This is a genomic window from Hydrogenophaga sp. FG152 (genome assembly GCF_057809615.1).
This window is the reverse complement of sequence record NZ_JBMDKH010000003.1, coordinates 196,066-216,780: the sequence shown is the minus strand read 5'-3', so window position 1 is coordinate 216,780 and position 20,715 is coordinate 196,066. Positions and strand designations below refer to the sequence as shown.

At 69.1% G+C, this 20,715-nt stretch carries 17 protein-coding genes; 9 read left to right on the top strand and 8 right to left on the bottom strand.

What is annotated here, in order from left to right:
- Nucleotides 1-44 precede the first annotated feature (44 nt).
- Both ACODTB_RS05895 and xseB read right to left on the bottom strand, forming a co-directional pair.
- Nucleotides 45-902, bottom strand: a complete 858-nt coding sequence (locus ACODTB_RS05895) for a polyprenyl synthetase family protein (protein WP_488929173.1) — start codon at nucleotides 900-902, stop codon at nucleotides 45-47.
- 44 nt (nucleotides 903-946) lie between these two features.
- Entirely contained in the window at nucleotides 947-1,204 is a 258-nt protein-coding gene (xseB, locus tag ACODTB_RS05890; protein WP_291111826.1) for an exodeoxyribonuclease VII small subunit, read from the bottom strand.
- A 300-nt stretch (nucleotides 1,205-1,504) separates the two neighbouring features.
- Here xseB and ACODTB_RS05885 point away from each other — a divergent pair, with 300 nt between their 5' ends.
- The 4 genes from ACODTB_RS05885 to ACODTB_RS05870 all read left to right on the top strand — a co-directional run bounded on the left by ACODTB_RS05885 (nucleotide 1,505) and on the right by ACODTB_RS05870 (nucleotide 7,240).
- Nucleotides 1,505-2,710, top strand: coding sequence for an aromatic ring-hydroxylating oxygenase subunit alpha (locus tag ACODTB_RS05885; protein WP_488929155.1), 1,206 nt, complete (start codon nucleotides 1,505-1,507; stop codon nucleotides 2,708-2,710).
- A gap of 158 nt (nucleotides 2,711-2,868) precedes the next feature.
- Entirely contained in the window at nucleotides 2,869-3,759 is an 891-nt protein-coding gene (locus ACODTB_RS05880; RefSeq protein ID WP_291117645.1) for a DMT family transporter, read from the top strand.
- 25 nt (nucleotides 3,760-3,784) lie between these two features.
- The gene (locus tag ACODTB_RS05875; RefSeq protein WP_291117642.1) at nucleotides 3,785-4,642 is read left to right on the top strand and encodes a sulfurtransferase; all 858 of its coding nucleotides are present in this window, start codon (nucleotides 3,785-3,787) and stop codon (nucleotides 4,640-4,642) included.
- Nucleotides 4,643-4,669: 27 nt separating this feature from the next.
- The gene (locus tag ACODTB_RS05870; RefSeq protein WP_291117639.1) at nucleotides 4,670-7,240 is read left to right on the top strand and encodes a PAS domain-containing sensor histidine kinase; all 2,571 of its coding nucleotides are present in this window, start codon (nucleotides 4,670-4,672) and stop codon (nucleotides 7,238-7,240) included.
- 94 nt (nucleotides 7,241-7,334) lie between these two features.
- Here the strand turns inward: ACODTB_RS05870 and ACODTB_RS05865 are convergent, their stop codons facing one another.
- From ACODTB_RS05865 to polA, 3 genes are all read right to left on the bottom strand, one after another.
- A complete protein-coding gene (locus ACODTB_RS05865) occupies nucleotides 7,335-8,156 on the bottom strand; it encodes a ZIP family metal transporter (RefSeq protein ID WP_291117636.1) in 822 nt (273 codons plus the stop codon).
- A gap of 63 nt (nucleotides 8,157-8,219) precedes the next feature.
- Nucleotides 8,220-9,119: a dienelactone hydrolase family protein gene (locus ACODTB_RS05860; protein WP_291117634.1), complete on the bottom strand. Its 900-nt coding sequence runs from the start codon at nucleotides 9,117-9,119 to the stop codon at nucleotides 8,220-8,222.
- 171 nt (nucleotides 9,120-9,290) lie between these two features.
- Nucleotides 9,291-12,131, bottom strand: coding sequence for a DNA polymerase I (gene polA / locus ACODTB_RS05855; protein WP_291117631.1), 2,841 nt, complete (start codon nucleotides 12,129-12,131; stop codon nucleotides 9,291-9,293).
- 114 nt (nucleotides 12,132-12,245) lie between these two features.
- Between polA and ACODTB_RS05850 the strand changes: the two genes are divergently transcribed.
- The 3 genes from ACODTB_RS05850 to ACODTB_RS05840 are packed head-to-tail and all read left to right on the top strand — an operon-like array spanning nucleotide 12,246 to nucleotide 14,386.
- Entirely contained in the window at nucleotides 12,246-12,572 is a 327-nt protein-coding gene (locus ACODTB_RS05850) for a hypothetical protein (protein ID WP_291117628.1), read from the top strand.
- A 13-nt stretch (nucleotides 12,573-12,585) separates the two neighbouring features.
- Nucleotides 12,586-13,593, top strand: a complete 1,008-nt coding sequence (locus tag ACODTB_RS05845; protein WP_291117625.1) for a homoserine kinase — start codon at nucleotides 12,586-12,588, stop codon at nucleotides 13,591-13,593.
- 13 nt (nucleotides 13,594-13,606) lie between these two features.
- Nucleotides 13,607-14,386 carry a BPSS1780 family membrane protein gene (locus ACODTB_RS05840; RefSeq protein WP_291117622.1) on the top strand — a complete coding sequence of 260 codons (780 nt, stop codon included), beginning with the start codon at nucleotides 13,607-13,609 and terminating at the stop codon, nucleotides 14,384-14,386.
- Here ACODTB_RS05840 and rarD read toward each other — a convergent pair.
- On the bottom strand, nucleotides 14,361-15,275 hold the full coding sequence (rarD, locus tag ACODTB_RS05835; protein WP_291117621.1) for an EamA family transporter RarD: 915 nt from the start codon (nucleotides 15,273-15,275) through the stop codon (nucleotides 14,361-14,363). The genes ACODTB_RS05840 and rarD overlap by 26 nt on opposite strands.
- Before the next feature lie 113 nt (nucleotides 15,276-15,388).
- Between rarD and ACODTB_RS05830 the strand changes: the two genes are divergently transcribed.
- The gene (locus ACODTB_RS05830) at nucleotides 15,389-15,868 is read left to right on the top strand and encodes an Lrp/AsnC family transcriptional regulator (protein ID WP_291117618.1); all 480 of its coding nucleotides are present in this window, start codon (nucleotides 15,389-15,391) and stop codon (nucleotides 15,866-15,868) included.
- A 3-nt stretch (nucleotides 15,869-15,871) separates the two neighbouring features.
- On the top strand, nucleotides 15,872-16,990 hold the full coding sequence (locus ACODTB_RS05825) for a DUF418 domain-containing protein (RefSeq protein ID WP_488929154.1): 1,119 nt from the start codon (nucleotides 15,872-15,874) through the stop codon (nucleotides 16,988-16,990).
- A gap of 53 nt (nucleotides 16,991-17,043) precedes the next feature.
- On the opposite strand, the gene ACODTB_RS05820 is transcribed toward ACODTB_RS05825, so the two are convergent.
- Complete coding sequence (locus ACODTB_RS05820; protein ID WP_291117613.1) at nucleotides 17,044-19,290, bottom strand: PhoX family protein; 2,247 nt, start codon at nucleotides 19,288-19,290, stop codon at nucleotides 17,044-17,046.
- Nucleotides 19,291-19,406: 116 nt separating this feature from the next.
- Nucleotides 19,407-20,645, bottom strand: coding sequence for a glycosyltransferase family 4 protein (locus ACODTB_RS05815; protein WP_291117609.1), 1,239 nt, complete (start codon nucleotides 20,643-20,645; stop codon nucleotides 19,407-19,409).
- Between the last annotated feature and the right edge of the window lie 70 nt (nucleotides 20,646-20,715).

Here is a 20,715-nt window from a genome sequence, read left to right as displayed (position 1 = left end):
GGCGGGGGCGCTTGGGTCATGGTGGATCGGCCTTGTTTCGGGCCTCAGGACGCACGCCGCCCCACCCAGTCGGCCAGGGCGTGCAAGGTGGCGGTGTGGTCGAGGCCGGAGCGGCGCAAGGTGTCGTGGGCCTGGGCCAGCACGCGGTCGGCATAGGCCTGTGCCTGGTCCAGCCCCATCAGGGAGACGAACGTGGGTTTGTCGGCCGCGGCGTCCTTGCCGGCGGTCTTGCCCAGCGTGGCCGAGTCGGCGGTGACGTCGAGGATGTCGTCCACCACCTGGAAGGCCAGGCCCACGCAGGCGCCGTACTCGGCGAGCAGGGCCAGGGCCTGGGGCGAGGGCGTGCCAGTGGCCGCGCCCATGGTCACGCTGGCCTGCAGCAGGGCGCCGGTCTTGCGGCGGTGCATGGCTTCGAGCGCGGGTTGGTCGAGCGCCACGCCCACGCTGGCGAGGTCCACGGCCTGCCCGCCGGCCATGCCGTCGGCACCGGCCGCGAGCGCCAGCAGGCGGCACAGGCGGGCGCTCATGCCATCGCTCAGGCTGCCGTCGCCCGGCACCAGCAGTTCGAAGGCCAGGGCCTGCAGCGCGTCACCCGCCAGCAGGGCCTGGGCCTCGCCGAACTGCACGTGCACCGTGGGTTTGCCTCGCCGCAGCACGTCGTTGTCCATGCAAGGCATGTCGTCGTGCACCAGCGAGTAGGCGTGGATGAGTTCGACCGCGCAGGCCGCGCGCATCGCCGCCGCCGCGTGGCCGCCCACCGCTTCGCAAGTGGCCAGCACGAGCAGCGGGCGCAGGCGCTTGCCGCCATCGAGCACGGCGTAGCGCATGGCGTCGCCCAGCCCGGCGGGCGCGTCGGCGGACACCCAGCGCTCCAGCGCGCGTTCCACTGCGTCCTGCTGCATCTGGCGCCAGGCCACGAAATCGTGGGCATCGCAGAGCACGGCGTTCACGGCGCGTCCCAGGGCTTGAGCGTGCCGCTTTCGAGCACCTTGATCTGGTTTTCCACGTCATCCAGCCGCGAGCGACAGAACGCGAGCAGCTCGGCGCCCCGCTGGTAACGGGTCAGCAGCTGATCCAGCGGCAGTTGTCCGGCATCGAGCTGGGCCACCAGTTGCTCCAGTTCTTCCAGCGCCGCCTCGTAGCTGGCGGGCGCATTGGGAGAAGGGGCCGCACGGGGGGCGCGGGAGGGAGAGGGTGTGGGCATGAATTCTGTGGGCTGAGGCCCTTCGCAAACCGCGGTACTTGCTTCGCCGCGCGGTGGGGCGGGCTGCATGGGCCCGGCCTTGAGGTGCTGAAGATGGCCTGGTGAAACCGGCATTTTATGCCCGGCAGGGATATTCCCCCCCGGGGTACAATCCGCTCTCTTTTTTTCTCCACATATCTTCACTACGGACAGCCCCTGTCCGGAGGGACGCACCACCCCACCCATCCCGCGCGAATTCGTCTGACGAGCACAGCGCTTACCCTGCCCCTTCATAGGGGGAGTCTCTAGGTCAGGACCACCATGTCTGATTTAAGTCTTCAACTGCAGCAGGCCGCAAGCCAACTTCCGGTTTCCAGCTACTTCAGCGAGGCGCTGTTCCAGCGCGAAAAGGAAACGCTCTTCCAGCGCGGGCCCCGGTATGTGGGGCACCAACTCGCGGTTCCCAACGTGGGGGACTATCACACCCTGCCGCAAGAGGCCGGTGGCCGCGCCCTGGTGCGCACCGAAAATGGGGTGGAGCTGGTCTCCAACGTGTGCCGCCACCGCCAGGCCGTCATGCTCAAGGGCCGGGGCAACCTGGGCGAGAACCGCAGCGGCAGCGCTGGCGGCAACATCGTCTGCCCTCTGCACCGCTGGACCTACAGCGGCACGCACGGTGAACAGGCCGGGCGCCTGCTCGGCGCGCCGCACTTCGAGCACGACCCCTGCCTGAACCTCAACAACTACCCGCTGCGCGAGTGGAACGGCCTGCTGTTCGAGGACAACGGCCGCGACGTGCAGGCCGACCTGGCAAAGATGGGGCCGCGCGCCGCCCTCGACTTCGAGGGCATGGTGCTCGACCACGTGGAGCTGCACGAGTGCAACTACAACTGGAAGACCTTCATCGAGGTCTATCTGGAGGACTACCACGTCGCCCCCTTCCACCCGGGCCTGGGTGGTTTCGTCACCTGCGAAGACCTGCGCTGGGAGTTCAAGCCGGACTACTCGGTTCAGACCGTGGGCCCGGCCAATCTGCTGGGCAAGGCGGGCAGCCCGGTCTACCAGCGCTGGCACGAGCAGCTGATGCAGTACCGCCAGGGGAAGATGCCCGAACACGGCGCGATCTGGCTCACCTACTACCCGCACATCATGGTGGAGTGGTACCCGCACGTGCTCACGGTCTCGACCCTGCATCCGGTCAGCGTGGACAAGACCATCAACATGGTCGAGTTCTACTACCCCGAGGAAATCGCGGCCTTCGAGCGCGAGTTCGTCGAGGCGCAGCGCGCGGCGTACATGGAGACCTGCATCGAGGACGACGAGATCGCCGAGCGCATGGACGCGGGGCGCAAGGCCCTGCTTGCGCGTGGCGACAACGAGGTCGGCCCCTATCAGAGCCCGATGGAAGACGGCATGCAGCATTTCCACGAGTGGTATAGAGCCCGGATGAGCCCCCCCGCGCCGCCTTCGGCGTCACCCCCCCAGGGGGGCGTCACCAGCGGTCCGGCAAAGCCGGTCCCGCGGTGACTCTGAAACGAGACACGTCTCACGTGCCACACCGTCTGAATTTCAAGCCCTCGGAGGGTGGAGCGCCTTCATCCAAGGCCACCGCGGAACCGGCTTTGCCGGGCCGCCAGTGGCGCCCCCCTGGGGGGGTGACGCCGCAGGCGGCGCGGGGGGGGTGAATGCAGGCCCTGTGGATGCTGCTCGCCTCGGTGTTCTTCGCCTCCATGGGCGTGTGCATCAAGTTCGCGTCCGCCCACTTCAACAGCTTCGAGATCGTGTTCTACCGCGGCGTGGTGGGTGCGATCTTCCTGATCGCGATGACGCGCGTGAACGGCGTGTCGCTGCGCACCAGCATGCCCATGATGCATGTCTGGCGCAGCATCGTCGGCACGATCTCGCTCACCGCCTGGTTCTTCGCCATCGCCGCCCTGCCCCTGGCCACGGCCATGACGCTGAACTACATGAGCAGCGTGTGGATCGCCACCTTCCTGCTCGGCGGCGCCCTGCTCATGCAGGGGCGCAACGCCCCCATCCGCGAGCAGGGCCCCTTGTTCCTCACCGTGCTCATGGGCTTTGGCGGCGTGGCCATGATGCTGCGCCCCACGCTGGCCGACCACCAGGTCGTGGGCGCGCTGGTGGGCCTGCTCTCGGGCATCTTCGCGGCATTCGCCTACCTGCAGGTGGCCGCGCTCGCGCGCGCGGGGGAGCCCGAGAGCCGCACCGTCTTCTACTTCTCGATCGGTGCCGTGCTCGCTGGCGGGGTCGGCATGCTGTTCTCGGGCGTGAGCCCCTGGCATTGGCCCGGCGCCCTGTGGCTGCTGCCCATCGGCCTGCTGGCGCTGTTCGGCCAGCTCTGCATGACGCGCGCCTACTCGCGCGGCGCGACCATGGTGGTGGCCAACCTGCAGTACTCGGGCATCGTGATCGCTGGCATCTACGGCATCGTCTTCTTCGGCGACCAGCTGCCGCTGATGGGCTGGCTGGGCATGGCACTGATCATCGTCAGCGGCATCACCGCCACCGTGCTGCGCACCCGCACCGTGCCGAATGCACCCGCGGAAGAACACTGAGGGGCATCTGCCCCACAATGCGCGCATGCACACGACCCTGATCTCCGCACCCGAACTCCAGCAACTCATCGCCCGTGGCGCCCCGCTGCGCATCTTTGACTGCAGTTACGAGCTGATGAAGCCCGAGGCAGGCTTGGCCCAGTTCGAGGCCGAGCACCTCCCGGGCTCGGTGCACGTGCACCTGGAGCACCACCTGAGCGACAAGTCCGGCCCCGACCGCGCCAGCGGCGGACGCCACCCACTGCCCTCGCGCGCCACCTTCGCCGCCCGCCTGGGCCAGCTGGGCCTGGACAACAGCCAGCAGGTGGTGGTGCTGGACCGCCAGGCCATCACCACCAGCGGCCGCCTGTGGTGGATGCTCAAGTGGTGCGGCCACGAGGCCGTGGCCGTGCTGGACGGCGGGCTGGCGGCCTGGAAGGCGGCCGGTGGTGCGGTGGAAAGCGGTCCCGTGAATCCTCCGAAGCCAGCGGTCTTCGAACTGCGCGAGCCGCTGGTGCAGACCGTGAGCACGGCGGACGTCGCCGGCGCGCTCGGGCGCCCCGCCATGACCCTGGTTGACGCCCGCGCCGGTGCGCGCTTCCGCGGCGAGACCGAGCCGCTGGATCCGGTGGCCGGCCACATCCCCGGCGCACTCAACCGCCCTTTCGGTGACAACGCAACACCGGACGGACGCTTCAAGCCCGCGGCCCAACTGCGCGCCGAGTTCGACCGCCTGCTCGCGGGCCGCGACCCCGCCACCGTGGTGCACCACTGCGGCAGCGGCGTGAGCGCCGTGCCCAACCTGCTGGCCATGGAAATCGCCGGCCTGGGCCGCGCGAAACTCTACCCGGGCAGCTGGAGCGAGTGGTGCAACACGCCGGGCCTGCCCACGGCGCAAGGCTGACAGCGGGCACCTGTCGACCGACCACCCATGCCTCCGACCTCCTCCCGCCTTCTGGAACCGACGGACCAGGCCCCCGCGCCGGACGGTCAGCGCAAGCGGGTGCTGGAGCTGCTGGCGCTGCTGACCGGCATCGCCGCGCTGCTCGTGCTGGTGATCGACCTGATCTTCGCCAGCCCGGGGCAGCGCGAAGCCTGGATCGCGGCCTGCCTGGTCCTGGTGTCGGGTGTGGCCTATGCCCTGGTGCGCTGGGACCGCATTCACTACGTGGCCCCCCTGATCGTGATGGGCACACTGGCCACGGCCGTGCTCTCGGTGGTCACCTACGGCTCTGTGCGCACCGCGGTGGGCTTCCTGTTCGTCGCGGCGGTGGCCGGCGCGGGCACCTTCCTCGGACGCACCGCGCTCATTGCCACGGTCGCGGCGAGCGTGGGCGCGCTCGGTGTGCTGACGCTGGCCGAGGTCAATGGCTGGTTCAACGCGACGCCCTATTTCGAAGTCGGCCTGCGCGTGTGGATCACGCACTCGGCCACCGTGATCGTGGTGGGCGTGATGGTCTATCACAGCGGGCGCCAGTTGCGTGAGGCGTTCGACCGGCAGAAGGCCGAGCTGGAGCTGCGCAAGAAAACCGAGCACCAGCGCGACCTCAACCTGGAGCGTTTCGCCCGCATCTTCCGCACCAGTCCCAGCCCCATGATCGCGCAGTCGGCCCGTTCCGGGATGATCCTGGACGTCAACCCCGCTTTCGAGCGCTGCTACGGCTACACCCGCGACCAGGCCCTGGGCCGACCCGACAGCTTCCTGTGGGCAGACCCCGAACAGCGGGAGACGTACCTGGCCGCGCTGTTCGCCGCGCGGCGCGCCGAACAGTACCCCGCACGCGGCCAGCGCGCGGATGGCAGCACCTTCGAAGGCCTGGTCTCCAGCGAGATGGGCGACGACCGCGAAGACAAGCTGGTCATCACCACCATCAGCGATGTGAGCGCCCAGAACGAGGTCATGGAGCGGCTGCGCCGTTCCGAGGAACGCTTCGCCAAGGCCTTCCATTTCAGCCCGCTGAACATGACGATCTCGCGCCTCTCGGACGGCGCCATCATCGAGGTCAACCGCGCGCAGGACCGCGCGCAGGGCCTGCTGCCGGAAGAAATCAAGGGCAAGACCTCGGTGGAGATCGGCGCCTGGCTGACCCCCAGGGACCGGGAAGCCTTCGTGGAACAGCTGCTGTGCGAAGGCCACATCGACGGCTACGAAACCCGCATGCGCCACAAGGACGGCTCGCTGGTGGACACCCGGATCTGGGCCGAGCTGCTGGACATCGACGGCGAGCCCTGCATCCTGGCCTGCACCGTCAGCATCACCGCCGAGAAGGAGCGCGAGGCGCTGCTGCTCAACGTGGCGCGCGGCGTGGCCGCCGAGACCGGCGAAGCCTTCTTCAGCGCGCTCACGCGCCACCTCTGCGAGGCCATCGGCTCGGACATGGTGGTGGTGGGCGAATGCCGCGACGACGGCCGCGTGCGCAGCCTGGCGATCCGCCAGGACGGGCAGGCACGGCCCAACTTCACCTTCTCCATCGAAGGCACGCCCTGCGCGCGCTCCCTGCTCCAGCAGGACATGCTCATCTGCACCAGCGGCCTGGCCGCGCAATTTCCGCAAGCCACCAGTCTGATCGAGTCCGGTTGCCAGGCCTACCTGGGCAAAGCCTTGCGCGACGCCGACGGCACCGCGATCGGCGTGCTCTTCGCGCTCTGGCGCCAACCGGTGGAGTTGCGCCCGGACACGCAGGCTCTGATCGCCATCTTCGCCGGCCGGGCCAACTCGGAGTTGGTGCGCCTGCGCCGCGACCGCGAGATCCAGCGCCTCAACGAGACGCTGGAGCACCGCGTGCGCGAGCGCACCGCCGACCTGCAGCAGCTCAACGCCGAGCTCGATTCGTTCGCGTACTCCGTGTCGCACGACCTCAAGTCACCGCTGCGCGCGATCGACGGTTTCACCCGCCTGCTGGAGGAGGAGGTGGGGCCGCGCCTGAGCGCCGACGAGCGCCAGCTGCTCGACCGGGTGCTCAGTTCCACCCAGCGCATGGGCTCGTTGATCGACGACCTGCTGGCCCTGGCGCGCGTGAGCCAGGGCGTGCTGGCGCAGCAGACCGTGGACCTCAGCGCCATGGTGCAAGGCATCCTGGCTCAGGAGCAACTCAAGCAACCCGGGCGTGTGATCGAGCAGCGCATCACGCCCGATCTGCGCGCGCATTGCGACCCGCGCCTGGCGCGCATCGTGCTGGAAAACCTGCTGGCCAACGCGCTCAAGTACAGCCGCACGAAAGACCGCTCGGTGATCGAGTGGGGCCTGCTGCCGCCGGTGGGCGGCGAACCCCGGATGTTCTATGTGCGGGACAACGGCGTGGGCTTCGACATGGCCTATGCCGACAAGCTGTTCAAGCCTTTCCAGCGCCTGCACATGCCCAGCGAGTTCGAGGGCACGGGCATTGGCCTGGCCACCGTGCGCCGCATCATCGAGCGCCATGGCGGCCACATCACCGGCGAAGGGCAACCGGGGGTGGGCGCGCGTTTCTGCTTCTCTTTCGGCGAGCCCCAGACAAGCTGACCCCGCGCCGCGACGATCCGGCGCCGGGCCGCCCCAAGCCGGATCAGCCCCCTCGGGGGGCAGCGACCCGCGCAGCGGCGGAGCGTGGGGGCAATCAGTGCGCCAGGCCGCTCACCACGGTCACCAGCGCGATGCCCACCAGCAGCCAGGCGATCTGCGCCACCGTGGCCGGCAGGCTCAGCCGCTTCTGCAGTTGCGGAATCAGGTCGGCCAGGGCCACGTAGACGAAGCTGCTGGACGCGGCGACCAGGAAGTACGGCAGGTAGTCCTGCAGCTGCGTGAGCAGGAAATAACCCAGCAGGCCACCCAGCGCGGTGACCGTGCCCGCCAGCGAGACCTTGACCAGCGCGGCGCGCGAGTTGCGCGAAGTGTGGCGCAGCACCACCAGATCGCCCATGTGGTGAGGCACCTCGTGGGCCAGCACCGCCAGCGCGGCCACCACGCCCAGGCGCATGTCGGCCATGAAGGCCGAGGCGATCAGGATGCCGTCGCCGAAGGCGTGCACGCTGTCGCCGGCCAGCACCGTCCACCCGCCCGAGCGGGGCCCGTGGTCGTGACCGTGGTGGTGATGGCTGTGGCCAGGGTGGTGCGCGTGGTGGTCCTGAGGTTCGTGGTCGAGCAGCGCTTCCTCTTCCTGGCTGTGCTCGTGCCCGTGGTGCCACAGCTCGGCCTTGTCGAGCAGGAAGAAGAACACCAGACCGCCCAGCAGCATCGCGAACAGCTCGTGCGCGCCGGCCTCGCTCTCGAAGGCCTCGGGCAGCAGGTGCATGAAGGCTGTGGCCATCAGCGCCCCCGCGGCCAGGCTGAGCATGTGCTGGGTGTAGCGCGCCAGCATGGCCATGCTCAGCAGGGCCGCCAGCCAGACGCTGCCCACGCCCGCTGCCACGGTGCCGATGAGGATTGCCAACAGGGTCATTTGCTTGTCACCACGAAAAAAGGCCGCCCCAGGGCGGCCTTCGTTGAACGGAGGGTGGCCCGATCAGGCCACGCCGTGCTGCTTGAACCAGGCCAGCGCCCGCTTCCACCCGTCTTCCGCCGCTTCCTTGCGGAAACTCGGCCGGTAGTCGGCGTGAAAGGCGTGCGGTGCGTCCGGATACACCACGAAGGTCGATGCCTTGGCCGCCGCGTTGCCGGCCGCCAGGGCGGTTTTCATCTTATCAACCGTGTCAAGGGGGATGCCGGTGTCCGCGCCGCCGTACAGGCCCAGCACAGGGCCATTGAGCTTGGCCGCCACGTCCACGGGCTGCTTCGGGTTGAGCGGGGTCGCATCGCCCACCAGGCGGCCATACCAGGCCACGCCGGCCTTCACGGCCGGGTTGTGCGCGGTGTACAGCCAGACCTGGCGCCCACCCCAGCAGAAACCGGTGATGCCCACCTTGCCCGCGTCTCCGCCGTTGGCGGCGGCCCACTTCACGGTGGCATCCAGGTCGCCCAGCACCTGCGCATCGGGCACCTTGGAGATCACTTCCGAGATGAGCTTGGCCATTTCGCCATAGCCCTGGGCATCGCCCTGGCGCACGAACAGCTCGGGCGCGATGGCCAGGTAACCGGCCCGGGCGAAGCGATTGGCGGTGTCGGCGATGTACTCGTGCACGCCAAAGATCTCGGACAGCACCAGCACCACAGGCAGGCCGGTCTTGCCAGCCGGCGCAGCGCGGTAGGCGGGCATCTTGAAGCCGTTGACGTCGATCGTCACCTCGCCCACGGTCAGGCCGTCGGTGGGCGTCTTGATCGCCGTCTGCGCCATCAGGGGCAGCGCGGAGGCCGCATAGCCCACGCCGAGCGCGGCCTTGAGGGCGGTCCGGCGGGTGGCACCGTGTTCGGTGGACTGGCCAGGCAGCAAGGCATCCAGGTCCTGCACGTGTTGTTCTTCGAGCATCGTCGCGTCTCCTTCTTGGTGGGTTGAAAAACTACCTGACTCCCCTGGCCGTCCGAAGTTCACCAACCGGCGCGCAAGGAGAGCCTTCCAGAGATGCCGCGGAACCGGCTTTGCCGGGCCGCAGGCATCGCCCCCTGGGGGGGTGACGCGCCGCAGGCGCGGCGCGGGGGGTCAATGGGCTTGATCCCAGTTGGGACCGACGCCGACCTCGGCCAGGAGGGGCACCTTGAGCGCGGCCACGCCGGCCATCAGGTGCGGGATCTCGGTCTTCAACCAATCCACCTCGCCCTCGGGCACCTCGAACACCAGTTCGTCGTGCACCTGCATGATCATCTTCGTGCCCCGGCGCTGCTCGTCCAGCGCGGCCTGCACCGCCACCATGCTGAGCTTGATCAGGTCGGCCGCCGTGCCCTGCATCGGGGCGTTGATGGCCTGACGCTCCAGCGCCGACAGCTTCGCGCCCTTGGCGTTCCTGATGTCGGGCAGCACCAGGCGCCGGCCGAACACCGTCTCGATGTAACCCACGTCCTTGGCCCGCTGGCGCGTTTCGTCCATGTAGCGCTTCACGCCCTCGAAGCGCTCGAAGTAGCGCGTGATGTAGTTCTTGGCCGCCGTGTTGTCGATGCCCAAGGCCTTGGCCAGCCCGAACGAGCCCATGCCATAGATCAGGCCGAAGTTGATCACCTTGGCGTAGCGGCGCTGCTCGCTGCTGACCTGCGCCGTCTCCACGCCGAACACCTCGGCGGCGGTCGCGCGGTGCACGTCCAGCCCTTCGTGGAAGGCGCGCAGCAGGGCTTCGTCGCCGCTGATGTGGGCCATGATGCGCAGCTCGATCTGCGAGTAGTCGGCGCTGGCGATCACGCTGCCCGCGGGCGCCACGAAGGCCTCGCGCACGCGCCGGCCTTCGGGCGTGCGGATCGGGATGTTCTGCAGGTTGGGGTCGTTGCTGGAGAGCCGCCCGGTCACCGCCACGGCCTGGGCATAGTGCGTGTGCACGCGCCCAGTGCGCGGCAGCGCCATCTGGGCCAGCTTGTCGGTGTAGGTGCCCTTGAGCTTGGAGAGGCTGCGGTGCTCCAGGATCTTGGCCGGCAGCGGGTAGTCCTCGGCGAGTTTCTCCAGCACCTCCTCGTCGGTGCTGCGCGCGCCGGTTGCGGTCTTCTTGATGACGGGCAGGCCAAGCTTGTCGAAGAAGATCTCGCCGAGCTGCTTGGGGCTGCCCAGGTTGAAGGGCTGGCCGGCAATGGCATAGGCCTCCTGCTCCAGCGCCACGATGCGCTGGCCCAGCTCGTTGCTTTGCGCGGCGAGCGTGGGGGCATCGATCAGCACGCCGTTGCGCTCGATGCGGTACAGCGCCTCGCTGCTGGCGATCTCAAGTTCGTAGATGAACCGGAGCTTTTCGTCCGCCTGCAGCTGCGGCCACAGCACCCGGTGCACGTCCAGCGTCTGGTCGCTGTCCTCGCACGAGTACTCGGCGGCCTTGGCCACGTCCACCTGCGCGAACGGGATCTGGTGCGCGCCCTTGCCGCACAGGTCTTCGTAGTTGATGCCCTGGCGGCCCAGGTGGCGCTCGGCCAGGCTGGCCAGGCCGTGCGGCTTGTGCACCTCCAGCACGTAGCTCTGCAGCATGGTGTCGTGCACATAGCCCCGCACCTCGATGCCGTGGTTGGCGAACACGTGGCGGTCGTACTTCACGTGCTGGCCGAGCTTGTGCTTCGCAGGATCTTCCAGCCAGGGTTTGAGCCTGGCCAGGACCTCGTCGAACGGCAGCTGCTCGGGCGCGTCGGGCCCGGCGTGGCGCAGCGGGATGTAGGCGGCCTCGCCCGGTGTCACGCTGAAGCTGATGCCCACGATCTCGGCGCGCATCTCGTCGAGCGAGGTGGTCTCGGTGTCCAGCGCCACGAGCTCGGCCGCCAGCACGCGCTGCAGCCAGCTGTCGAACAGCGCCCAGGTGAGGATGGTGTCGTAGCGCAGGTTGGTGGTGCGCTCGGCGCTTCCGCTCAGGTCGGGTTCGTCGAACAGGCCGGGCGAGCCCTCGTCCGCCGGGCCTTTGGCCTTGGCCTTGGCATGGCTCTTTTCGATCAGTTCCGGCGGCACCTCGTGCTGCGACAGCGACTTGACCAGACCCTTGAAGCCGTAGGTCTCGCCGAATGCCTTGAGTGCCTCGCTGTCCTGCCCATTGATCGTGATGGCCTCCAGCGAGGGCAGGCCCTCGATGTGGTCCTTCAGATCGCAATCGGTCTTGATGGTGAGCAGTTCCCGCCCCTTGGGCAGCCACTCGAGCGCGTTGCGCAGGTTCTCGCCCGCCGCGCCCTTGATCTCGCCCGCGCGCGCCACCAGCGCCTCCAGCGAGCCGTATTCCTGCAGCCATTTCACGGCCGTCTTGGGGCCGACCTTGGGCACGCCCGGCACGTTGTCCACCTGGTCGCCCACCAGCGTCTGGTAGTCCAGCATCAGGCTCGGCGGCACGCCGAACTCGGCGGTCACGCCGGCCACGTCGCGCCGGCGGTCGTTCATGGTGTCGATCACGGTGATGTGCTCGTTGACCAGCTGGCTCAGGTCCTTGTCGCCGCTGGAGATGATGCAGTCGATGCCCTGCTGCGCGGCCACGTGGGCCAGCGTGCCGATCACGTCGTCGGCCTCCACGCCCGGCACGTCCAGCACTTTCCAGCCCAGCAGCTTCACCACCTCGTGGATCGGGGCGATCTGCGCGCGCAGGTCGTCGGGCATGGGCGAGCGGTTGGCCTTGTACTCGGGGTACAGCGCGTCGCGGAAGGTCGGGCCCTTGGCGTCGAAAACGCAGGCGGCGTAGTCGGCGCGCACGTCCTTGCGCAGCTTCTGCATCATGTTGATCATGATGCGGATGGCGCCGGTTTTCAGGACCGTGCCATCGGGCAAGGTGGTGCTCATGGCCTCACCGCCGGCGAAGAACGCGCGGTACAGGTAGCTGGAGCCGTCGACCAGCAGCAGGGTCTTCTGGCCGGTGGGGGTGTCGGGGGTTTGGGCGTCAGGCATGGGGCGATTGTGGCGGAGATCGCGCCCTGCCCCGCTGGTCCGCGGCCCATGTCCGGCGGTAACCGGCTTCCCCCTGCCGGCAGCGCACCCGGCCCGGCTTGCCTACAATGCCGCATGAACCCGATCCGCCGCCATCCCCTTGCCGCCCTCGTGGCCGGCCTGTGCATTGCCCTGCCTGCCCTGGCCCAGGTGGCCCCGGCGGAAACCCCGCGCGAGCCCGCTTCGCCGCGCGACAACATCGAGCGCATCACGCACGAGGACAAACTCACCCGCATCGACGAGCTGCGCGTGGGCGGCCAGACGCAGAGCATCGAGGTGCAGCCCAAGAACGGCGCCCCGGCCTACCAGATCCAGCCTGACAACGGCCAGACCGGCGCGGGCGACAGCGGCAAGCGCACCGGCAGCGCCGGGCGCAGCAGCTGGCGCATCCTGAATTTCTGAGCGCTCCCGCCACATGGCCGTTTACACCGAAGTCGCGTTCGACGAAGCCGCTGCCCTCCTGCACACCCTCCAACTGGGCGACCTCACGGACCTCAAGGGCATCCAGGGCGGCATTGAAAACACCAACTACTTCGTGACCAGCGAGCGCGACGGCGCCACGCTGGAGCATGTGCTCACCGTGTTCGAGCGCCTGGGCTTCGAGCAGTTGCCCTTCTACCTGCACCTCATGAAGTTCCTCGCCGAGCGCGGCATTCCGGTGCCCGCGCCGGCGGCCAACGCCCAGGGCGAGATCCTGCTCAAGGTACAGGGCAAGCCGGCCGCCGTGGTGGCCAGGCTGCGCGGCAAGAGCGATCTGGCCCCCGGCGTGGCGCAATGCGAGGCGGTGGGCGCCATGCTCGCGCGTATGCACCTGGCCGGGCGCGAGTTCTCCATGAGCCAGCCCAACCTGCGTGGCCTGCCCTGGTGGAACGAGACGGCGCCGGTGGTGCTGCCCTTCCTCACCCCCGGCCAGGCCGATCTGCTGCGTTCGGAACTGGCCTACCAGAACCACGTGGCCCAGGGCCCCGCCTACGCGGCCCTGCCGCGCGGCCCGGTGCACGCCGACCTGTTCCGCGACAACGCCCTGTTCGAGGACGGTGTGCTCACCGGCATCTTCGACTTCTATTTCGCCGGCTGCGACACCTTCCTGTTCGACATCGCCGTCTGCCTCAACGACTGGTGCGTGCTGCACGACGAGGACCACGACGGCTCGCTGGACACACCGCGCTCGCTCGCCCTGCTCGCGGCCTACCAGGCGGTGCGTCCCCTCACGGCGGCCGAGCGCAGCCTGCTGCCCGCGCTGTTGCGCGCGGGCGCCCTGCGCTTCTGGATCTCCCGCCTGTGGGACCTGCACCTGCCGCGCGAAGCGGCGCTGCTGCAGCCCCACGATCCCGGCCACTTCGAGCGCGTGCTGCGCGCCCGGGTGCGCGACACCCCTGCCCTGGCGGCCCTGGTGCGCGACGACGCGCTGCAGTCCGCCTGAGCCTGCCCCCTGCATGAAACTCCACATCGTTCCCGCCCGCACCGGCTTCCAATGGGTCAAGCTCGGGGCGCAGACCTTCTTCCGCCAGCCGCTGGCGATGGCGGGCCTGTTCTTCATGTTCATGGCCACGGTCTCGGTGCTGTCGCTGGTGCCGGTCATCGGCACCCTGCTCTCGCTCGCGCTGGTGCCGGCGGCCACGCTGGGCCTCATGGCCGCCAGCCGCGAGGCCCAGCAGGGCCGCTTCCCGATGCCGACCACCATGGTGACGGCCTTTCGCGCCGGGCCGGCGAACACCCGCTCCATGCTCATCCTGGGCGCGATGTACGCCGCCGCGCTGATGCTGGTGTTCGGCGTGGGCGCGCTGTTCGCGCCCGAGGTGGCACCGGTGGTGGACATGCCCGATGGCGAGGTCACGCCCGAGCGGGTGCGCGCCATGTTCAACAACCCGGGCCTGTGGGCCGCGCTGGTGCTGTACGTGCCCGTGGTCATGGCCTTCTGGCACGCGCCCGCGCTGGTGCACTGGCACAAGGTGACGCCACTCAAGAGCCTGTTCTTCAGCCTGATGGCCTGCTGGGCCAACAAGGGCGCCATGCTGCTCTACGGCCTGGGCTGGATGGCCGTGATCATGATGGCCGGCGTGGTGATGAACCTGCTGGCCGTGCTGCTGGGCGGCACCGCCCTGCTCAACCTGGTGATCTACCCCATGGTGCTGCTGCTGGCGGCCATGTTCCACACCTCGATCTGGTTCACCGTGCGCGACAGCTTCGTCACCGAGGAAGGGCCTGCGGCCTGAGGGCGCGCAGACTCAGCAGGCCCTCGCAGGCCAGCAGCCCGATCGCGGCCCAGATGCTGCCGTAGGTGAGCCACTGGCTCTGCGCGATGCGCTCGCCCAGCAGCAGCGACACCACCACCAGCAGCGCCGGCTCCACATAGCTCAGCAGGCCGAACAGGCCCAGCTTGAGGCGCTGGTTGGCCGTGATCATGAAGGCCAGCGCCACCGCGCTGAGCACGCCCAGCACGAGGATGCCCAGCACCGGGTGCTGCAGCGCGCCGGCGCCCTCGGGCAGCGGCGCGGCGATGAACCACAGCCCCACCGGCAGGCTCAGCACCATGTCGAACCACATGCCGCCCAGGTGGTTGGTGCGCAGCACGCGCCGCAGCGCGAAATAGCAGGGGTAGCCCAGCGCCACCACGAAGGCCGGCCAGGACACCCGGGGCGCGTACAGCAGCTCGTTCACCACCCCCAGCGCGGCCAGCGCGCAGGCCACCAGCTGCCAGCGCGTGATGCGCTCGCCGAAACACATGCGTCCGGTGAGCACCAGGGTCAGCGGCAGCAGGAAATAGCCCAGCGACACGTCCAGCCCATGGCCGTTGATGGGCGCCCACATGAACAGCCACAGCTGCACGCCCAGCAGCGCGGACGACAGCAGCATCGCCAGCCAGAGCACCGGGCGCTCGCGCAGGCGTTGCCAGAGCCCGGTGATCTCCGCGCCTCGCCGCGACAGCAGGATGAACGCGCCCAGGAAAGGCGCGGTCAGCAGGATGCGCCAACCGTAGATGCCGGCACCACCCAGTGGCGCGAGCAGCGTGGCGTGGAAGTACATCAGCGCGAACAGGACCGAGGCGGCGAGGGAGTAGGCGACGCCGGATTTCGTGTCGGCGGGGCTGAAGGAGGGCGTCATCGAGGAAAAGGGCGGTGTGGGCAGGAGCACGAAATGCTATTTCCATCCAGCGCATTCAGATTCGATAATTCGCCGCTTCAACGCAACGTTATTGCAATCTGGACGCGCCGCCAATGACCGCCCCCGCCCCGCTGGACGCCTTCGACCGCCAACTCATCGCCCTGCTGCAGGAAGACTGCCGGATGCCGCAGGCCGAGCTGGGCGCGCGCGTGCACCTGTCCGCCGCCGCGGTGAACCGCCGCATCAAGCGCCTGACCGAGCAGGGCGTGATCGAACGTTTTGCCGCGCAGGTGCGTCCCGAGGCCCTGGGCTACCCGCTCACCATCGTGGTGGAGGTGCAGGTGGAGAACGAGCGCATGGACCTGCTGGACGCCATGAAGCAGGCCTTCCTGCGCTGCCCCTTCATCCAGCAGTGCTACTACGTGGCCGGCGAATGCGATTTCGTGCTGATCTTCGCGGTGCGCGACATGGGTCACTACACCGAGCTCACGCGCGAACTCTTCTTCGAGAACCACAACGTGAAGCGCTTCAAGACCCTGGTCACCATGGGCCGGCTCAAGACGGGCACGCAGATGCCGGTCGAGGGAGCGTGAACCATGGCCCCCCACAACCGCCAACGCCCTCGGCAGACGCTGCCGGACGCCCTGCGCGCCCTCGCCCTGATCTCGGTGCTGGTGGTCAATGCCATCGGCTACGCCTCCGCGCCCTGGGGGCCGACCCTGGGCTTTCGCACGCCGCCCGACAGCGCCTGGGCCTCGCTGGCCCAGGGCCTCGTGGCGGCCCTGCTGCACGGCAAGGGCTACACCACGCTGGCCTTCGTCTTCGGCATGGCGCTCTGGCTCGCTGCCCGAGGCCGCCCCAGGGCCGAAGCGCTGCAGCGCGGCCAGCGGCGCCAGGGCCGCCTGCTGCAGCTGGGCATCTTCCACGGCGCGTTCCTCTACTTCGGCGACATCCTCACGCTCTACGCCCTGGTCGGCCGGCAGTTGCTGCGCCGACTGCACCTGCCCTGGGGCGCGTTCCGCCGCCACCTCTGGCGCGCACTGGGCTGGGCGGTGCTGGCCAAGCTGGTGTTGCTGGGGTTCACCCTGGTGGCCGCTGAAAGCCCGGCCCGGGCGGACACCCCCTCGCTCTCGACCGTCCAGGGCGCCTGGGCCTTCTTCCAGCTCAACGCCGGCTTTTACGCGGCGATCCAGATCGTGGCCCTGATCGTCGGCGGGCCGGTGATGTACCTGTGCATGGTGGGCGGGGTGGCTGCGGCGCGCCTGCGGCTGCTGACCCACCGCCGATGGCGGCCGCTGTGGCGGCGCGGGCTGCGGTTGGCGGGCCCGCCCTTGCTCGTGCTGAGCATCGCCTATGGCTGGGCCTGGGCGGCGCACGGCGCGGCGACGGACATCAACCCCTGGATCGAGGCGCTCGGCGACTTGATCGCGCTGCCGGTGGCGGCCTGCTACCTCGCGGTCGTGGTCCTGGCGTCCGATGGCGGCCGGGCGCGCTGGTGCGGCTGGCTCGCCCCGCTCGGGCAGCGCACCCTCACGCTGTATGTGGGGCACAGCGCCCTTTGCCTGGTGCTGCTTTTGGGCGCGGGCTGGGCGCTGGCGCCCACCACGCTGCAGACCGTGCTGGGCTGCCTGGGCCTGTGGTTGCTGGCCCTGGTGGCGGCCCGGCTCAGCGGCCACCGGCGCTGGCCGCTGGAGGCGTGGCTGGCTCGCCGCTGACGCATAGAAAAGCCCGGCAGAGCCGGGCTTTCTGATTCAGTCGCCCGAAGGCGTCACTGGCCGATCACGCCGCCGTCGGTGCGGGTGATGACGATGGTGGCCGAACGCGGGCGGCCCAGCGGGCCGTAAGGCGCGCTGGGCGAGTTGCCCGGCCACTGGCTCTGGAAGGCGAACGGACCGGCGCCCAGCGCGGGCGTGTTCTCGCCCGGGTGCTGGATGTTCACGAAGATCGCGCGGCCATCGGCCGATTCGGTGATGCCCGTGACTTCGGCGCCCTTGGGCGAGACCATGAAGCGGCGCAGCTTGGCCTCACCCAGCGCGGCACCGATGAAGGTGTTCTGCGTGCCGTTGACACCGCCCAGGCTGTTGTTCACCGTGATCGCACCGCCATCGCCCACCGCACCCGGAATCGCGGCCAGCAGCATGCAGTTGCTCTGGTCGGTGTAGGCGCCGTCGTCGGTCTGGATCCAGCAGATGCCGGTGGCCTTGCTGAACCACAGGCCGTCGGGCGATGAGAAGTCGTTCTTCGCGGTCAGGCCCGAGAGGTTGATGTTCGCGCCCGCATCGGCCTCCGCGCCGAACAGGAAGATGTCCCACTTGAAGGCGGTGGCCGAGGACGCGCCGGCGGTTTCCTTGAAGCGCACGATGTGGCCGTTGGGGTTGCCGGTCTGCGCGCGGCCGTCGTTGTCGGCGTACGAACGCGGGTTGGCGCCGTTGGTGCCGGTCACCGGGCGGCTGGCCGCGTTGCTGTTGGTCATGGTGAAGTAGATCTCGCCATTGGCCGGGTTCACCGCGCCCCACTCCGGGCGGTCCATCTTGGTGGCGCCGACGGCGTCGGCGGCGTGGCGCGCGTTGATCAGCACATCGGCCTGGTTGGCGAAGACGTAGGTGGCGTAGCCGCTGATCAGCGGGTTGGCGATGTTGAGTTCGATCCACTCGCCGCTGCCGTTGTCGTTGAACTTCGCGACGTACAGCTTGCCTTCGTTGAGGTAGCGGTCACCGGCGGCCAGGCCGCCGCCCACGTCGGAGGCGCGCCACACGGCGGCGGAGACGAACTTGTAGATGTACTCGTTGCGCGAATCGCAGCCCATGTAGAAGGCCAGCGGCTGGCCAACCACCGGAATGCCGCAGACCGCGGCCTCGTGCGCGAAGCGGCCCAGGGCCACGCGCTTGGCGGGCGTGCCGCTGGTCAGGGGGTCGATCTCGACGATGTAGCCGAAGGTGTTGGGCTCGTTGCGGAAGTCCTGCGCGGCGGTGGCGCCGGGTGCCGACACGTCCCAGCGGCCAAAGCGGTTGTCGGTGGCGGCCGTGGCGGTGTTGGACCAGCCTTGCGAGCCGGCAGTGGCGCCGGCATTGGGCGCTCGCATCACGCCATAACGCTGGCGCGAGGCCTTGGTCTTGGCATCCACGTCCACCGAACCGCCGGGCATGAAGAAGTACGCGGCCCAGTTTTCTTCGCAGGCCAGGTAGGTGCCCCAGGGCGTCTTGCCGTGGCCGCAGTTGTTCAGCGTGCCGCGCGAGGTGGCGCCGGTGGTGTCGTAGGCCGTCACCATGAAGCTCTTGATGGCCGCCAGGTGCGCGGCCGGGCCGTCGATGCGCATCAGCGACTGGCCGGTGACGCGGCGGTTGTAGAGCGAGTCCAGCTTGTACTCCCACTGGCCGGCGCCGTTCTTGCCCACTTCCACCACCGACACGCCGTGGTGGTTGATTTCCTTGAGCACTTCCAGCTCGGGCCGCACGCCCAGGTCCCAGCTGTCGAACTGGCTGAACTTCTTGCCCGACACACCGCCGGAGGTCTGGCCGTTGGGGTGGAAGAAGTGCGCGTCGGCCGAGCTCTCGTGGTTCATCACGAGCAGCGCGCGCGTGGTCTCCGTGGCCGAGTAGCTGCCGCTGCCGTTGACGTAGAAAAGGTCCATGCCGTCGTGGTGGTCGCCCACGCGCATGGTCCATTCGTCCGCCTCGGTACCGAGGTTGCTGTAGGCCGGGATGCTGGAGACCAGGCGGTCACCGGTGGCGTGCACCACCTTGTAGGTGTAGCCGGCGGGCAGGATCACGTCGTCGAGCAGGCTCTTGTCGATGGCCGTGAAGCCCAGGCCCGGGGCAGGAGCGGGTGCGGGGGCCGGAGCGGGCGCATCGCTGCCGCCACCACAAGCGGCCAGGAAGGGAATGGACGAGACGGCGGCCAGGCCCACGCCACCCCGGATCAGGTTGCGGCGGGACAGCGTGGCGCGTTCCAGCACCTGCTGGAAGTGTTCGTTCGGGGAGTGATTGAGGTTTTCTTCGGGATCGTGGTGGGACATGGTCGCTCCGGGGTTACAAAAAAATGCATCCGCAGTGTGGGCGTCCCACATGACCCTTCCGTGACTGTCGCAATGACCGAGCAACGCACTTCGGCAAACGCGTTGTCATCAAACCTTCACACGGCGGGCAAGGTGCGGCCGCGCGCGGCGACCACCGGGCTCGCCGGCGTGCCCAGCGTCTGCAGGAACAGCGCCTCCACCTGCAGCGCGATCTGCTGCCAGTCGAGCTGCGCCACCTGGGCGCAGGCAAGCGCGCTGGCCTGCGCCAGGCGCGCGGGCTCGCGCGCCAGGCCGGCGGCCAGGGCCGGGTAGGCCTCGTCGTCGCCCAGCGGCACCAGCCAGCCGTTGGCCTCGTGCCGCACCCAGTCGGCCGCGGCCGCGGTGTCGAAGGCCAGCACGGGCAGCCCGCTGGCCAGGGCCTCGATGGTCACGTTGCCGAAGGTCTCGGTGACACTGGGGAACAGGAAGAGATCGGCCGAGGCGTAGTACGTGGCCAGCTCCTCGTGCCGCCGCATGCCCGCGAACACCGCCTGCGCACAGCGCTGGCGCAGGCTCTCGCGCAGAGGCCCATCGCCCACGAAGACCAGCTTCACATCGGGATGGGCCACCTGCATGGCCCCGAAGGCGCGCAGCACCATGTCCAGGTTCTTCTCGGCGGCCAGGCGCCCCACGACCAGCAGCACCAGGCTGTTGGCCGTGGCGCCCCATTGCGCGCGCAGCGCCTCGCTGCGGCGGTCGGGCCGGAACAGCTGCGTGTCCACGCCGCGCGCGACCACCTGCACGTGGTTGAAGCCGCCCGCCATGAGTTCGGCGCGCAGCGCCTGGGTGGGCACCATGGTGAGCCGCGTGAGGTTGTGGAACTTGCGCAGGTAGGCCACGATGGGCTTGCGCAGCCAGCCCACGCCGTAGTGCTGGCTGTAGGCATGGAAGTTGGTGCGGAAGTCGGACGTGACCGGCAGGCGCAGGCGGCGCGCGGCCTGCAGCGCCGACCAGCCCAGCGGCCCTTCGGTGGCGATGTGCACCAGGTCGGGCCGCTTGAGCGTCCAGGCCTGGATCAGCGCGCGCTTGCCCGGCAGGCCGAGCTTGAGCTCGGGGTAGCGCGGGATCGGCATGCCGCGCATCAGCACCTCCTCGAACCCGCTGTGCCGCAGCGCCTCGTCCGCACGCGTCTGGCGCGGCCGGATCAGCTGCACCTGGTGGTTGCGCGCGCACAGGCCCTGCACCAGCTTCGAGAGCGTGAGCGACACCCCGTTGATCTCGGGTGGCCAGGTCTCGGTCACCACCGACAGGCGCATCGAAGGGCTGCCGGCCGGGTATTCCTCCACCAGGATCTGATCTGAGTGCACTTCGGTCATGCGGCCATCTTCCCGGGGCATTGCAACAGTCTGATGACAGCGCGCGGCTGTCACCGGGTTTTCACACGCG

Excerpts from the sequence above, each read along its gene's own strand:
- ACODTB_RS05895 (WP_488929173.1), bottom strand. The coding sequence starts at position 902 with ATGCAGCAGGACGCAGTGGAACGCGCGCTGGAGCGCTGGGTGTCCGCC.
- xseB (WP_291111826.1), bottom strand. The coding sequence starts at position 1,204 with ATGCCCACACCCTCTCCCTCCCGCGCCCCCCGTGCGGCCCCTTCTCCC.
- ACODTB_RS05885 (WP_488929155.1), top strand. The coding sequence starts at position 1,505 with ATGTCTGATTTAAGTCTTCAACTGCAGCAGGCCGCAAGCCAACTTCCG.
- ACODTB_RS05880 (WP_291117645.1), top strand. The coding sequence starts at position 2,869 with ATGCAGGCCCTGTGGATGCTGCTCGCCTCGGTGTTCTTCGCCTCCATG.
- ACODTB_RS05875 (WP_291117642.1), top strand. The coding sequence starts at position 3,785 with ATGCACACGACCCTGATCTCCGCACCCGAACTCCAGCAACTCATCGCC.
- ACODTB_RS05870 (WP_291117639.1), top strand. The coding sequence starts at position 4,670 with ATGCCTCCGACCTCCTCCCGCCTTCTGGAACCGACGGACCAGGCCCCC.
- ACODTB_RS05865 (WP_291117636.1), bottom strand. The coding sequence starts at position 8,156 with ATGACCCTGTTGGCAATCCTCATCGGCACCGTGGCAGCGGGCGTGGGC.
- ACODTB_RS05860 (WP_291117634.1), bottom strand. The coding sequence starts at position 9,119 with ATGCTCGAAGAACAACACGTGCAGGACCTGGATGCCTTGCTGCCTGGC.
- polA (WP_291117631.1), bottom strand. The coding sequence starts at position 12,131 with ATGCCTGACGCCCAAACCCCCGACACCCCCACCGGCCAGAAGACCCTG.
- ACODTB_RS05850 (WP_291117628.1), top strand. The coding sequence starts at position 12,246 with ATGAACCCGATCCGCCGCCATCCCCTTGCCGCCCTCGTGGCCGGCCTG.
- ACODTB_RS05845 (WP_291117625.1), top strand. The coding sequence starts at position 12,586 with ATGGCCGTTTACACCGAAGTCGCGTTCGACGAAGCCGCTGCCCTCCTG.
- ACODTB_RS05840 (WP_291117622.1), top strand. The coding sequence starts at position 13,607 with ATGAAACTCCACATCGTTCCCGCCCGCACCGGCTTCCAATGGGTCAAG.
- rarD (WP_291117621.1), bottom strand. The coding sequence starts at position 15,275 with ATGACGCCCTCCTTCAGCCCCGCCGACACGAAATCCGGCGTCGCCTAC.
- ACODTB_RS05830 (WP_291117618.1), top strand. The coding sequence starts at position 15,389 with ATGACCGCCCCCGCCCCGCTGGACGCCTTCGACCGCCAACTCATCGCC.
- ACODTB_RS05825 (WP_488929154.1), top strand. The coding sequence starts at position 15,872 with ATGGCCCCCCACAACCGCCAACGCCCTCGGCAGACGCTGCCGGACGCC.
- ACODTB_RS05820 (WP_291117613.1), bottom strand. The coding sequence starts at position 19,290 with ATGTCCCACCACGATCCCGAAGAAAACCTCAATCACTCCCCGAACGAA.
- ACODTB_RS05815 (WP_291117609.1), bottom strand. The coding sequence starts at position 20,645 with ATGACCGAAGTGCACTCAGATCAGATCCTGGTGGAGGAATACCCGGCC.